The organism is Rhodomicrobium udaipurense JA643 (genome assembly GCF_000636015.1).
Classification (GTDB): Bacteria; Pseudomonadota; Alphaproteobacteria; order Rhizobiales; family Rhodomicrobiaceae; genus Rhodomicrobium; species Rhodomicrobium udaipurense.
Genome location: NZ_JFZJ01000086.1, coordinates 1 through 14,128 on the forward strand (window position 1 = coordinate 1; position 14,128 = coordinate 14,128).

Annotated in this window: 10 protein-coding genes; 3 read left to right on the forward strand and 7 right to left on the reverse strand. The window is 61.9% G+C overall.

Annotated features, from left to right (window positions below):
- Positions 1 to 370 precede the first annotated feature (370 nt).
- Positions 371 to 751: a hypothetical protein gene (locus tag T281_RS12095; protein WP_037239178.1), complete on the forward strand. Its 381-nt coding sequence runs from the start codon at positions 371 to 373 to the stop codon at positions 749 to 751.
- Positions 752 to 963: 212 nt separating this feature from the next.
- Here the strand turns inward: T281_RS12095 and rsmA are convergent, their stop codons facing one another.
- The 6 genes from rsmA to lptF all read right to left on the reverse strand — a co-directional run bounded on the left by rsmA (position 964) and on the right by lptF (position 9,334).
- Positions 964 to 1,827, reverse strand: a complete 864-nt coding sequence (gene rsmA, locus T281_RS12100) for a 16S rRNA (adenine(1518)-N(6)/adenine(1519)-N(6))-dimethyltransferase RsmA (protein ID WP_037239180.1) — start codon at positions 1,825 to 1,827, stop codon at positions 964 to 966.
- Positions 1,824 to 2,876, reverse strand: coding sequence for a 4-hydroxythreonine-4-phosphate dehydrogenase PdxA (gene pdxA, locus T281_RS12105; protein WP_037239182.1), 1,053 nt, complete (start codon positions 2,874 to 2,876; stop codon positions 1,824 to 1,826). Before pdxA ends, rsmA begins: the two co-directional genes overlap by 4 nt.
- Positions 2,877 to 3,253: 377 nt before the next feature.
- Positions 3,254 to 4,354, reverse strand: coding sequence for a SurA N-terminal domain-containing protein (locus T281_RS12110; RefSeq protein WP_037239185.1), 1,101 nt, complete (start codon positions 4,352 to 4,354; stop codon positions 3,254 to 3,256).
- 344 nt (positions 4,355 to 4,698) lie between these two features.
- Positions 4,699 to 6,894 (reverse strand): LPS-assembly protein LptD, encoded by a 2,196-nt coding sequence (locus tag T281_RS12115; protein ID WP_162173171.1) that lies wholly within the window; start codon positions 6,892 to 6,894, stop codon positions 4,699 to 4,701.
- A gap of 172 nt (positions 6,895 to 7,066) precedes the next feature.
- Positions 7,067 to 8,158, reverse strand: coding sequence for an LPS export ABC transporter permease LptG (lptG, locus tag T281_RS12120; RefSeq protein ID WP_037239186.1), 1,092 nt, complete (start codon positions 8,156 to 8,158; stop codon positions 7,067 to 7,069).
- A 12-nt stretch (positions 8,159 to 8,170) separates the two neighbouring features.
- Positions 8,171 to 9,334 carry an LPS export ABC transporter permease LptF gene (lptF, locus tag T281_RS12125; RefSeq protein WP_052037427.1) on the reverse strand — a complete coding sequence of 388 codons (1,164 nt, stop codon included), beginning with the start codon at positions 9,332 to 9,334 and terminating at the stop codon, positions 8,171 to 8,173.
- A gap of 238 nt (positions 9,335 to 9,572) precedes the next feature.
- On the opposite strand from lptF, the gene T281_RS12130 reads away from it, so the two are divergent.
- Together T281_RS12130 and mazG are read left to right on the forward strand one after the other, a co-directional pair.
- Positions 9,573 to 11,120 carry a leucyl aminopeptidase gene (locus T281_RS12130; RefSeq protein ID WP_037239187.1) on the forward strand — a complete coding sequence of 516 codons (1,548 nt, stop codon included), beginning with the start codon at positions 9,573 to 9,575 and terminating at the stop codon, positions 11,118 to 11,120.
- A 1,405-nt stretch (positions 11,121 to 12,525) separates the two neighbouring features.
- Entirely contained in the window at positions 12,526 to 13,377 is an 852-nt protein-coding gene (gene mazG / locus T281_RS12135) for a nucleoside triphosphate pyrophosphohydrolase (RefSeq protein WP_037239195.1), read from the forward strand.
- Between the two features lie 125 nt (positions 13,378 to 13,502).
- Here mazG and T281_RS12140 read toward each other — a convergent pair.
- Positions 13,503 to 14,128: AMP-binding enzyme (locus tag T281_RS12140; RefSeq protein WP_037239190.1), on the reverse strand; the 626-nt coding region annotated here is incomplete at its 5' end.

Below are 14,128 nucleotides of genomic sequence, written 5' to 3' on the forward strand. Positions count from 1 at the left end.
AAATTTTCCCAGACCAACACAACACAAAGCTGCCGCCGCGCGGACGCACTCTCACGTGCCCTCGACCCCTCGGAGCGCGACTGACCACACCGCGCCGCCCGTCGGTTCCGCAGCCGAAGCCGATGCAATCGGACGCGTGCAAACGCCCGGCCGTGCGAAAATGTTCGCATCACCCGTCAAAGCTCGGCGGAGTGGTAAGCGCGATACAATTTTCCGCGCAGAGATTGGCGTGGCGAGCTTAAGCTCAATCGCATTGTCGCGTGTTATTCCTGCGAGCAACGACGCACATGGGGTGCGCCCCACCGCAGTTACGAATTGTATCCGGCTCCGCGATTCAACGGAGGCTTGGGCGTTTTCAATGAGGTCATCAATGGTCGACAAGGCGAAACTTCTGGGCGCGTCTCTCTTGCTGCTGACCATGTCGGTCAACGCCGCCGCGTTTGCCGCGACCGATGAGGCTCCCACCAACGCCGCGCCCCAGACCGAAGGCGGTGAGCGCAAATCCTACCTTCCGCCGTGGATGCAGAAGAAGGACGGCGCGGCCGCCTCGGAGACGACAGCGACCGGCCAGGCGGGGGGCGCGGGCGCGAGTGCTACCGCAGCGGCCAGACCGGCCGTCAACGCGGCACCCCAGCAGGTCAACGGGCAGCGCAGAAGAGCGCGAACGCAGCCCAGCTCTCGCCAGACGCGCAACGCCAACGCGCCGTTCTTTCGCGGCGTCGCCTCTATTTTCAGCGGCCTGGCGCGGTAGTCTACTGGTCTGATTCCGAGACTTCTATCTTTGCAGCACCCTCGCGGAGCAAATGTCCAGATCGCAGGGCCGCGAGTAACTTTCTGATTCAAGCGGAGCTTTTGAATTGGGCATTTGAGCGCGCCCTTGCGGCGACCGGGATGTCAAACTGCTCCACTCCAGCGTCGTGCCATAAATCAAAGCAGCCCGACACTGTAAGTTTCAGGTGTCGATTACTCGCTGCGCTGGCGTTGAAGCGCTTGCGCGAGGCGGATGAAATCTTCCACCGTGAGCCGTTCCGCGCGTTCGGCCGGATCGATAGCGGCATCCGCGAGCAGGCGGGCCGTGTCGGCTCCCAGCGAGGCGAGGCTCGACCGAAGCATCTTTCGGCGCTGCCCGAACGCTGCGGCAGTCACCCTTTCAAGCCAGGCGGTCGGGACCGCGTCGGGCGCTTGCGCGCGTGGTACTATCTCCACCAGCGCGGACGCGACCTTCGGCGGCGGCGTGAACACCGATGGCGGCAAGGTGAATAGAATGCGCGCGCGCGCCCGGAATTGCGCGATGACCGCGAGCCGCCCGTAATGATCGCTCCCGACATCCGCCACCAGCCGCTCGGCGACTTCCTTTTGCACCATGACGACGATCCGGTCGAACCATGGCGGCCAGCGCGCCTCGGTCAGCCAGCCGACGATGAGCGGCGTCGCGATGTTGTAAGGGAGGTTGGCGACGAGGCGATTCGCACCCGTCTCGGCGGCGAAGGCCGGATAGTCGATGTTCATCGCATCGGCGAAGGTCACACGGAAACGGTCGCCGCTTGCCTCCGCGATCTGGTCGAGGGCGGGGCGAAAGCGTTCGTCGCGCTCGACCGCGATGGCGCCGCATGCTCCTTCGATGAGAAGCGCGCGCGTCAGACCGCCGGGTCCGGGGCCGATTTCGAGCACGGTTGCGCCATCGAGCGGCCCGGCCGCGCGCGCGATACGGCGCGTGACATTGAGGTCGAGGATAAAGTTCTGCCCGAGCGATTTCCGCGCCGAAAGCGACGCATCCTTGATGACTTCGCGCAACGGCGGCAGCGATTCGATGGCGGCGGCGCTCACGTGCGAGGCCCCGTGCCGGCTGCCGCGCTCGCGGCCATGCGCCGGGCGAGACGAAGCGCTTCGATAAAGCTTTGCGGGTTGGCCTGACCGGTACCGGCAAGCGCGAACGCCGTGCCGTGATCGGGCGATGTGCGGATGAAGGGCAGGCCGAGTGTCACGTTCACGCCGTCGTCAAAGGCGAGCGTCTTGAACGGGATCAGCGCCTGATCGTGATACATTGCAAGCACCGCGTCATAGGTTTCGCGCGCCGCGTCGTGGAACAGCGTGTCGGCGGGGTGCGGGCCCGTGGCGTCGATGCTTTCCGCCTTGAGGCGCTCGATGGCAGGCGCGATGATGTCCGTCTCCTCGTGGCCGAGCGCGCCGTTTTCGCCTGCGTGCGGGTTCAGGCCGCAGATGGCGAGGCGCGGGCGCGCGATGCCGAAAAAGCGCGTCAGCCCTTCGGCCGTCGTTCGCGCGGTGCCGATAATGATGTCCGGCGTCAGCGCGGCGAAAACATCCTTCAGCGGGATATGCACCGTGACCGGCACCGTCTTCAGGCGCGGCGACGCCATCAGCATGACGGGCGGTCGCGGCGGATGCCCGTGGCGCACGGCGAGTTCCGCAAGAAATTCCGTATGGCCCGCGTGAGCGAAGCCGGTTTCCATGAGCACGAATTTCGCGATAGGCGCGGTGACGACAGCGGCGGCGCGGCCCGATAGCGCGAGCGCGACTGCCTCTTCAATCGATTCGATGACAGCGGCGGCGTGAGCCACGGACGGCTTTCCGGGCGCGACGGGTGCAAGCGGCGCGCGAAGGGGCAAAACGGGCAGCGCGTCACCAAACACGGGCGCGGCGTCTTCGGGGCGCGCGATGCGCTCAACACGCACGGCGATACCAAGCAGCGCGGCGCGGGCCTCGAAATGGGTGGGGTCGGCGATGACGAAGAACGGAGCGAGCGCGCAGTCTCGCCGCCGCGCCCATGCCGCGAGCGTGACATCGGGACCGATCCCGGCGGGATCGCCCATGGTGACGGCGAGCGGCAATTCGGGATGTGCGAGGGAAACCGCCAAGGACTGGCTCCGGGCTACAATGGGCGCGACGGGGCGCGCGTTCGAAGGCTGCGATTATAACGTCTTCGGCCCCGGCTTGGAATGACGGACAGCAGACGGTGTCAGGAAATCGCGCGGGAGGTTGAGGGAGCTGCGGAGAACAGCATTGGCGGTGCGTGGGCTCGCCTGCGGCTTTTCGTAATGGCTTTTAGCGCGGCGCCGCAGACACGTTAAGGTCGGTAGGCACGGAGGGTAGGCGCCAAGACGACGCGCAGGCGCGGCCAACCAGAAAATTGCCGCCTGTCCTGCATAGGTCTAGGCGCGAAGATTGCCGCGCTACGCTGCTAAAGACAGGCCTCGAAACTGCGACGCGGCAAATATCCACGCCCCGGAATAGCTCAGTCCACCTTCGTGCGATAATCTATCGATGCAGATTTCTTCAATTCCTGAAGGTAGCGCCGAGAGAAACGGTCGTATTCCTGCGCGCGCGCGTCCGGCTTCTGCTCGGCGGCGGGGTTTCGCTTGAGCACGATGCCCTTCTTGCAAATGGCGTAGGCTTCGACCGCACCGGATACGAGGATCGGCGGGGTCATCTGGCCCTCGCTGGCCTTGAGGATCAGGGGTTGCGCGTCCTTGTTGAACGAAGCGAGTTTCGCCTTGTCGACCGCTTTGACGGATGCGTCGGCCACGAGCTTCGCGCGCTTGGGCAGGTCGGCGCAGGAGGTGAACTTGCTGCGAAGATTCTCCGCCTCCATCATGCGCTGGCTTACGGCACGCTCGTCCGAACCCGCGACCGCGAGCCTCAGAACGCGCACGTCGAACTGGATGTCCCCATCGGCGGGCTTCTGGTCGTCGGTAGGCAGCGCCGCGAGCATCGCCGCGATGCGCGGGCCGTACTGACGGCGGATCACGTCGCGCCAGGCGAGTTGCGCGCGAATGATGTTCTGCACAGTCTTGCGGCTGATGCCGTCAGCCTCGAACTGCTGGTAGAATTCATTGAGTTGAGGCTTTTTGCCGTCGCCGCCACCCGCTCGCTGGGCGAGAACCTCCTCGACCTCCTTGTCGGAGACCGTAATCTCAAGCCTTTTCGCGGCCTGAAGCTTCAGCTTGTCTTCGATCAGCGTTTCGATGACCTGCTTGCGCGATGTGCCGCCGCCTTCCGACAGCACGCGGCCTTTGGCTTCCTCGATGAGCTGCTTCTTGATGCGCTCGGCGGTCTGCTCCGCCTCGGCCTGCGAGCGCGGGTTCGCTTTTATCATGAGCTGCCGGAAGCGCTCCTTGATCGAATCGCCCGTGAGAAGCGCCTTCATGCGATCCCCGAAGCCGCTCGTCCGCGCCATCCATCGCGTGCGCTGCGCGATGTCGCCTGACGTAATCGGCTCGTCGTTCACGAGGACAACGATGTTCTGCGCTTTGGCGTCCGTTGCGACCAGGGCCAGCACCGACAGCACTGCGGCAACCGCGAGAGTGGCGGCGCGATGAAGCTTTGCGATTCTCATGCCGGAAACTTGGATTTCATTTGCGGCAAGAGTGTGCCTGCCTTTGCCATAATCCCCGTTTCGGTTGCGATGGCGGGATACACCGCCGATTTTGTCTGAATTGCCATCCAAGAAACGGGGCAAACGCTTCGGGATCACCCACTTTGAAGCGGGGCGGCTCGGCTTAGAGGCCCGATCCATTTTAACCCGCGATCGAGGCAGCGTCGAAACCAAGGGACCAACCGCGACCTTCTGTACAAGGCTCTGGCGCTGACGCCGGCTCACACCGGGTATAGGCTCTCAGAACAGAGTCGCCGAGAGCATGTTTCATCGCAGAGCCAAGGTCGGCCATTGCGCATCATGCTCTAGCGGAACGACGCCGCTTCTGGCGACAGATCGCCGATCGAGCTCGGCGTGGTTTGCTGACCGAAACCCTTGATGCCGATGCGAACCATTACGGACGTATCGGGCTTCAGATCGGAATATTCGACGAAAGTGCGCTGATAGGTGACCGAGTATATGAAGCACTCGTCCGCATACTGGACGCCCACGCTATTGCGAACGAACTGCGAGAGTTCCAGATTGTAGCGCGCATCGCCGAACACGGTCCATTCGTCGGTGAGCTTGACGGCCCCAAAGCCGGCGACTTCCTCGCGGGCCGTGTCGAAGCCGAGAAGAGGCTGCGCCGCCACCGCGACGTAGCTCAGGGCGCCTTCGAAGATGCCGAGCTTTACCTGCGCGCTGTAATCCTGGCGGGCGACGGTGAAGTCGCTTTCGTCCAGACGGAACTGTGTCACGAAGCGAAACATGTTGAGGTAGTCGACATAGCCGCCGACCACATAATCCGACCGCGTATTATAAAGGCCGGTCGCCGGATCGTAGGAGTTTTTCCCGGCAACCTGGAAGCTTTCGCCGCCGACGGCCCGCACGCTCACGCCATTATAGGTCTGCATCGTGTATTGCAGGCCCACATTGGCGCGCGTCCCGGTTTCGATTCGGTCGTAGCCTGAGAACTTGTTGATGTCGAAAAGCAGCGTGTCGTCGAAAACAAGGCTTTGCGAATCGACGTTCGGCATCCTGTCGTTGTTCGACACGTTGGTGCGCGTGACGATCTGTCCAACGGGCTCGATGACGTGCGAGGCCGTGTCGGTATGCGCCACGAAGGGATACCGATAGTCGAGACCGCCGCCGACCATCTGACGCGTGAATGTATCGCTGTCGCCAGCGTCGCCGCTCACGTCCTTGAAGCTCGACACACTATAGATGTCACCGCGCCCGAAAACGAAGGGCGTGAAGCGCTGGCCGAGGTCGTCCGTCAACGTCCGACGCCATTCCGCTGACGTCACAATGCGGTCGGTGCGGTCGAAATACGGGTTGACCACATTGTTTGTATATGTGCGCCGTTCATCGGACGACAGCGCAACCACGTTCGCATCGAACTTCAGTTCACCGCCGAACACCGGTTTGTCGTGCACATAATTATAGTCGATGCTTGGATACGCCCACGACGCTCCAGTGTTGCTCAAATAATCGCCTGTAGAGTAATCATAAGGCTGCCCGCCGAGATTACCATAGCGGCTCACGGACATGTTGAAGTAGTTCCTCTCACCCATCCCGGTGAGATAGACGCTCGAAACGCGCTCCGTCGAATAGATACTGTCTATGTGGTAGAAACGGCGGAATGTATCGTCGCTTTCGAGGATCGCGTTCCAGCCGAATTTCCAGAACTTGTTCAGCTCGAATTCGCCCTTCGTCTCGATGCTGCCGCGCCAGTCGCGCTGGCCGACAAAGTCGTCCGCATTGTCGTTATAGACGCCGGCAAGCTTCACTTCGTAGGCGCCGTTCCACAGGCGCTGCCGCCAATCCGCCTGCATCAGGTAGCCCGCCTTGGTGGTAAAGGTAGGCGACAGCGTCAGGTCGTAATTCGGCGAAATGGCGTAGTAATAGGGAACGGTCAGGGCGTAGCCTGTCGACGTATCATGCCGATATTGCGGCGCGAGCACGCCGGAGCGCTGCTTTACGCTCGGATCGGGAACGTAGAAATAGGGAAGCCACGCAATCGGCACGCCAAAAAGCTCGAAGCGCGTATCTTCGAAATAGATGTTCTGGTCCTGCTTGTCCTGGATGACGCGCGTCGCCTTGATGCGCCAGATCGGCGCGCGGTCGGGGTTGGCCTCGCAAGGCTTGCAGGACGTCACGACGCCGTTCTCGTAAACGGTCTTTCCGTCCTTGCGGTAGGCGTTCGAGGCCGCGATGCGGCTGTCGTCCTGCGTCAGAGCCTTCATCGAGCGGATGAAGCCATCGCGGAAATTCGAGCTGAGCGTAAGGCGTTCGGCGTTAACGACCGAACCGTCGGCTTCCTTGAGCCGGACATTGCCGATGGCCGTCAGCGTATTCGCCGACTTGTCATAGATGACCTCGTCAGCCAGCAGGATATTTTCGTCGTAATAGATTTCGACGTTGCCGCGCGCGACCACGCGGTTGTTGCGGTGATCGTAAACGAGGTCGTCGGCCTGCAAGAGAAGCGGCGACGCCTTGTCCGGCGATACCTTCTTGGCCACAGTGGTCTCGCCACCGCGCGTCTGATTGCTTGGCGTCTGCGCACGCGCAGCGCTGCCCAGGCACATCAGGCATGCCAACATTGCTGCCAGCAGTTTGCTAGGCATCGCTCGCCGCCCTCTTACTGAAGACCACCACTCTCAAGCCCCCCGGCCAATCCCATCTCTGCCCCGCTCACCCGTCCTCCTGATACAGGAGTACGGTCGCCGAAAGGAGAAGGGCAACGAGCGCCGGTCCCCAAGCAGCCACCGTAACAGGAACCAATCCCGACGCGCCCACCTTTCGCGAAAGTTCAGAGAATATGAAAAAACCGAACCCCCCGGTTAATCCCGTCAGAACCATAGTTTGGATTTTGCCAAAACGAAAGGCTTTCAGCGAACAGGTTGCAGCAATCAGCACCATCGCGGCCATAAGAATAGGTCGAGCGAGAAACAACTGGTGTTGAAGTTCATACTGACGTGTTGGAAGGCCGGCCTTCTGTGCAAACGCAATAAAACCAGGCAAATCCCAGAATGACAAGGTTTCCAAGGAGCCTAAACTGTTCATGATCTGAGCAGGCCCCAGATATGTACTGACAAAATATTCGTCATAGCGCCGAACGGCATCGCCTGAGCTTTGCACAGTCACACCTTCGAGCCGCCAGTAACCTTGCCGCAGTTCAGCCTTGTTCGCTTGTATTTGCTCATAAAATCTGTTGGCGGGATCAAATTGCAACAGCGTCACGCCAGCCAGCGTCAAACCTCTGTCGGCGGACGTTTTGGCATGCAGAATCGTCGGCCCGTCCACGCTCTCCTGACGCAGCCATGAGCCGGTTCCACGCGAGGTTGCGAACGACTTTTCGGACTGGAAAATCTCGGCCTGGATCTTCTCCGACTTGGCCTTCATGGCGGATGCAACGGGGTTGTAGACCGTGACGGCGAAGACGCCGAAAAAGATCGCGACGATCAGCGCCGGCTGAACGAACTGCCACACGGAAAGCCCGGCGGCGCGCATAATCGTCAGCTCCGACGTGCGGCTGAGACTGAGGAATGCGGCGATGGTGCCGATCAGGATCGCGAAGGGTAGGGTGAGTTCCGCGAAAATGGGGATGCGCAGAAGCGTGATGAGCGCGAGCGTGCCCGCGCTTACGTCTTTTCTCGCGCCGCTCCGAAGCACCTCGACGAAGTCCACGAAAAAGATCAGCAGCAACGTCACGAAGAAGACGCCGAGGATGGTGATGGCGAACCTTTTCGCCATGTAGCGGCCAACGGTGGTGAAAATCATCATGACGCAAAATCCTCAGGACGCCCGAGCCGCGGGGGCGGAACCGCCGCGTTTCAGAAACGAGGGCAGGCGCAGGCTTGGCAGCGATATGACCGGCGCGCCGATGTCCAGCCGCAACATCACGAGCCCCGCCACGATCACCGTGACGGGTATGCCGTAGATAAGACCGAGCGCCCATGCCTTCTTGCCGACGATGTTCACGCCCGCGATGCCCGCGATGCGGATCGCCGCGCCCAACGTGAAGGCCGTGAAAAGATTGCCGGTGCGGCCCTCGCGCGTGGTTTTCGGGCGGCCAAGATACAGCACGGCGATGATAGCGAAGGCGATGGGATAGAGCGCCCCGGAAAAGCGCTCGTGGATTTCCGAGCGGAACGATCCCTTGTTGTTCGTATAAGCGGGGCTTTCCTTGTCGGGATACAGCAGTTCGCCGATATCGCGCTCGCGAGGCTTGCGCTCGCGGGGCCCCTTTTTGGCGGAAAAATCGCCGATGTCGAAGGCGTAGCTCGTGAAGACCACAACCTGCGCGGCCGTCTTCTCGGCCTGCTGACGAATGATCTGGCCGTCGTGAAGCATCATGGATGCGCGCCCGCCATCCTGCAGGATCTGCCCCTGCTCGGCGATGACGGTCGTCACCGCCTTCGGATCGCGCTCGTCCCGCACCACGACGCCCAGAAGCTCTCCGTTGTCGCCCTTGGCGCGCATGTGAAAGGTGAGGCCCGGTTCGAGGTCGGAGAATTCGCCGGGCTGGATCACCTGCGAAAGCACGTCCGCGCGCACCTGCGAGACGGTATCGCCGAGGAGGCGCGCGGCTTTAGGCAGCACGAACAGGTTTGCGGTCAGCACACACATCGAGACGACGACGGCGAGAAAGAGATACGGAGAGAACAGCCGCCACACCGAGGAGCCCGCCGCCGACAGCACGATAAGTTCGCTGTCGCCTGAAAGACGGTTGAGGCTGTGAAGCGCTGCGATCAGGAAGGCGACCGGCGCCACCGTGACGATCAGGCTCGGGATAGCGAGCGCTGTGATCTGAAGAAAAAGAAGGAATGTTTGTCCCTGCGCGGTCAGGAGCTTGATCTCGCGCAGCAGCGACGTCAGCCAGACGATAAGCGTAAGCGATACGAGGATCATGATGAGCGCCGATGCCGTCTGGCGGAAGATATATCGGCTAATCAACATTCACGATCACTCCAGCGGGCGGGTCACGCTCCGGCTTTTGCCCGTTTTCGAGCGGTCCTGGTCCGGCATTTGCGTCCGGTGCAGCAAAGGAAATTCACCGGCCCACTACGCATGGGTTCATGGCGCATTTTCGGCGCGATTTCGAGCGCTGTTTCCTGTTGAGGCGGACTTTGCAACGCCGCGCATTTCCTGTACGCTTTGGAATCCTGATTTCCCGCCAGAACGGTCCGCCCACTCGATGACAGAACTTCCAGCCGTTTCGTTCGCCTCGTTGCAGCCGGAGCCGAAAAGCCCGACCGCCGTCTATTTCGTGACGGAGGGCGAAGAGCTGCCGCCTCCCATCAAGCGGCTCGACAAGGCGAGCGCGGGCGCGGTCTCTCGCGCAATCGAGGTGGCCGGATTCAAGCCGAAGCGCAAGAATCTGCTCGAAATTCTGGCCCCGCATGGCATCAAGGCGGCGCGGCTCCTGCTCGTTGGCATCGGCGACGCCAAGACGCTGACCCATCGCGACTGGATGGACCTCGGCGGCGTCGTGCGCGGTAAGCTGCCGAAGAAGACGACCGAGGTCGACGTGGTATTCGCGGGCGTCGATCACCTGCCGGAAGAGGCACCGCTCGGGTTCGCGGCGGGTTTCGGCCTCAGAAGCTATACGTTCAAAAAGTACAAGTCGAAAGCCGCCAAAAGCGCGGACGGAGGCGAGGAGGAGCAGGACGAAGGCCGCGCGCCGCCGAAGCTCTCGATCTTCTCCTGCTGGGGCGACAAGCTTGCGGCGAAGCTCCAACACACCGAGGCGGCGCTTTCCGGCGTTTATCTCGCGCGCGATCTCGTCAACGAACCGGCCAATATCCTGACGCCGCCCGAATTTACCGCGAGGTTGCGCGCGCTCGAAGCGCTCGGGCTCACGGTCGAAGTGCTGGACGAACCGAAGCTCAAGTCGCTCGGCATGAACGCATTGCTGGCGGTGGGGCAGGGGAGTGCGCAGCCGACTTCGGTTGTGGTGCTGAGGTGGAACGGCGCGGTCGGTCGCTCGGCGGGCGACGGCAATATCGTGTTCGTCGGCAAGGGCGTCTGCTTCGATTCCGGCGGCATCTCCATCAAGCCGAGCCCCGGCATGGAAGACATGAAGGGCGACATGGGCGGCGCGGCTGCGGTCGCGGGCGCGATGGCTACGCTCGCGCTGCGCAAGGCGCCCGTGAACGCGGTCGGCATCGTCGGACTTGTGGAAAACATGCCGAGTGGCACGGCGACAAGGCCCGGCGACATCGTCACCTCGGCCTCGGGCCAGACCATCGAAATTCTCAACACCGACGCCGAGGGCCGCCTCGTGCTTGCGGACCTGCTGTGGTACGCGCAGGAACATCTCGAACCGAAGCTCCTGATTACGCTCGCCACGCTGACGGGCGCGATCCTCGTCGCGCTCGGCAAGGAATATGCGGGGCTGTTCTCGAACGACGACAAACTCGCGAGCGAGATCGTCGAGGCTGGCGCTGAGTCGGGCGAACTCGCGTGGCGCATGCCGCTTTCGAAGAAATATAACAAGATGATCGACGGCAAGTTTGCCGATATCAAGAATATCGGCGCCCGCGATGCGGGTTCGATCACCGCCGCACAGTTCGTGCAGCGTTTCGTCAAGAATGGTACGCCCTGGGCACACCTCGATATTGCGGGCACAGCTATGGCGTCGCCCTCGACCGATATAAACCCGAGCTGGGGATCGGGCTATGGCGTGCGGTTGCTGGATCGCTTCTCCGCGAAATTCCACGAGACGCCCGCCACGGAAAGCTGAGTGGCCGCTTAACGACGGGTTCGCCGCCGCCAAGTCTGCGGTCGAGTTGAAGTGCGGTAGGGGGGCTGTGACCTCTCCGGTCGCCACCAGCGAGTGGATCCAGCCTCGCAAAGCTTCAATTTAGCGGCGCTCGCGAGTGACTCTTCGCGCTGTCTTCCGCGCTCGCTGCCATGCGCCGGGTGAGACGAACGCTTCTTATAAAATGATGATACGGCGGGCCCCGCGCGGTTGCGGTGCAAACCGGCTGTCCGGCTGTCTCCAGAAGTCGCCACTCGGCACCGGCGTGTCACCACATATTTGTGTGATTCGCATAAGATGCATTATGGAAAGTTTCCGTAATGCAGCATCGATCGCCACCCAGCATCACAATCCGACGGCGACGGGACGCACGGATTTAGGTCCGGCCGTCGCCCTTCGCGCAGACTTTTCTCGCCATTTCATCGCGCGATCCGAAACCGCGCAAACTGCCGCGTGGCTCTGATGCCGCATGGCGTCGCCAAAGCCGCGCGGAGATGAGACGCTTATCCTCGTCATGTCCTCGTTTTGTTCATATCGCCCCGTCCGTCGCATGTCGGACGCGCGGAATCAGCGGCAGTGAAGCTTATGGTTTTTCGAGTTTTTGAGACGAGCGATGCGGCAAGAACAAACTGTAAAGAATTTCATTATAATTCGAGAAAATTAGGCCGCAGGCGGAACTTTTGGCGAACATCTCCGCTAATTGCGAAGACACAAATACCCCCTCCGTGTCTCGGATTGATCCGAAAAACAGGCATACCAACACTGCGCCGTACGAACCCGATTTTTGGGCGACGATTGTCATGGTGGAAAATTGAATTGTTTGGCGAGGGCTCCGCAGGCCTGACCTTTGTGGTCAATCACCAGGCGCTGACGCGGCTCGGTTGGCGGGCCAAGGAACATACAAAGAACGCTAGAAACGGCGGTCCTGTTGTTGTCCTTGCATTTTTCCGGCGAGGAGGTCCGATGGCGAACGGACCGAAGAAAAAGCGTGCGGGAAATGTTTGAGCTTCGCGCTTCCGGTGAAGCACGGAATCGCGTGAGACTATGCTCGGGCGGTGAAAAATCGTGGTTTGCGCGGCGACTTGCGCGGCATCGGCGATAACGCCAACGGGGTCGGGATTGTCCGCCGGGGTGCCAACCGCCTGCAATGGCGCGCCGGATCTCCACGAAGCTCTCCGCGCAGCCGACATCGCCCGGAAGCGACGCAGGATCGCCCGATAGAATGAGCGGAAGATGGCTGCGACGAGCCGCATGACACGTCCTTGCACGCTTTTTCCCGAAGGATATAAACCGTAGGGTGATTTGGCCTTGACCGTCAACCGCCTGCGGGCATGGAGGAAGCGTGACGAACGAATCGGAAACGCGCGGGCATGATGCAGCGCTGGACGTGCCTTCTTCCGCCGAGGCGCAGCTTTTGCGGCTCATCGCCATCATGGCGCGCCTGCGCGATCCCGAACGCGGCTGCCCCTGGGACGTGAAGCAGAGCTTCGCCACGATCGCACCCTACACGATCGAGGAAGCTTATGAGGTGGCCGACGCAATCGAGCGCGGCGACATGGACGACCTCAAGGACGAGCTTGGCGACCTCTTGTTGCAGGTGGTCTTTCACGCGCGCATGGCGGAGGAAGCCGGGCATTTCGCCTTCGCCGACGTCGCGAACGCCATCAGCGAGAAGCTCATCCGCCGTCATCCGCATGTTTTCGAGGGCACCGGCGGAGACGCGAAAGCGACCTGGGAGGCGATCAAGGCGGAGGAACGCAGGGCGAAGGCCGAGCGGCGGGGAACGGACGACGCAGCGGCGGCGGAGTCAGCGCCGCTCGGCCTGTTCGACGGCATCGGCGCAGCTCTGCCCGCGCTCCTTCGCAGCACGAAACTTCAGGAACGCGCCGCACGCGTCGGCTTCGATTGGCCGACGATCGATCCCGTCCTCGAAAAGGTGGACGAGGAGCTCGCCGAACTGCGCGCCGAAATCGCGGCCGCTCCTGGCCCCGAAACCAACAAGCGCCGCTTCGAGGAATTCGGCGACCTCATGTTCGTGGTCGTCAATCTCGGGCGCTGGCTCGACATCGATCCCGAGGCGGCGCTCCGTTCGGCAAACACGAAATTCGTGCGGCGCATGGGCGAGGTCGTGAAGGGCGCGGCGGAGGAAGGCCGCAAGCTCGAAGAGATGCGCCTCGACGAAATGGGCGTGTACTGGGATCGCGCGAAGGCCAAAGAGCGCGAGCAAGGCGGGAAATAACGCTGGCCGCCTGCGTTACGCAGACATGCGTTTGCGTTACGCGACAGGCCCGCCGGTTTTTTTTTGTCGAGCGAGGCGGGGTTCCCCCACGCCTTCGTCAGGCCGCGCGAGCCCGCAGCCGCACATCAATGCGGCTTCGCGCCCTCCTCCGCCTTCAGCTCCTTCTTAGAAAGCTTGCCGATCAGCGTCTTCGGCAGTTCGGCGCGGAACTCGATATCGGCCGGCAGCTCGATCTTCGAGATGCGCTCCTTGAGGAAATCGAGCATCTCTTCCTTCGTCACCTGCTGTCCTTCGCGCAGTTTCACGAACGCCTTCGGCGCTTCGCCGCGATATTTGTCCGGCACGCCGATCACGGTGACCTCGTCCACCGAGGGATGCTCGTAGATCGCCTCCTCGATGCGCCTCGGATAGACATTAAAGCCCGAGCAGATGATCAGATCCTTGATGCGGTCGACGATGTAGGTGAAGCCGTCTTCGTCCATATAGGCGACGTCGCCGGTGCGGAAGTATTCGCCGACGAAGGTGTCGGCCGTCTCCTTCGGCTTGTTCCAGTAGCCCTTCATCACCTGCGGGCCGCGAATGCAGATTTCGCCCTTCTCACCGAGCGGCACTTCCTCCTGCGGATCGCCGAGCTTTCGGAGCGACATCTCCGTGCCCGGCACCGGCAGGCCGATGGAGCACTCCTTCTTCGGGCCGGTCAGCGGATTGATATGCGTGACGGGGGACGTCTCCGACAGGCCGTAGCCTTCGA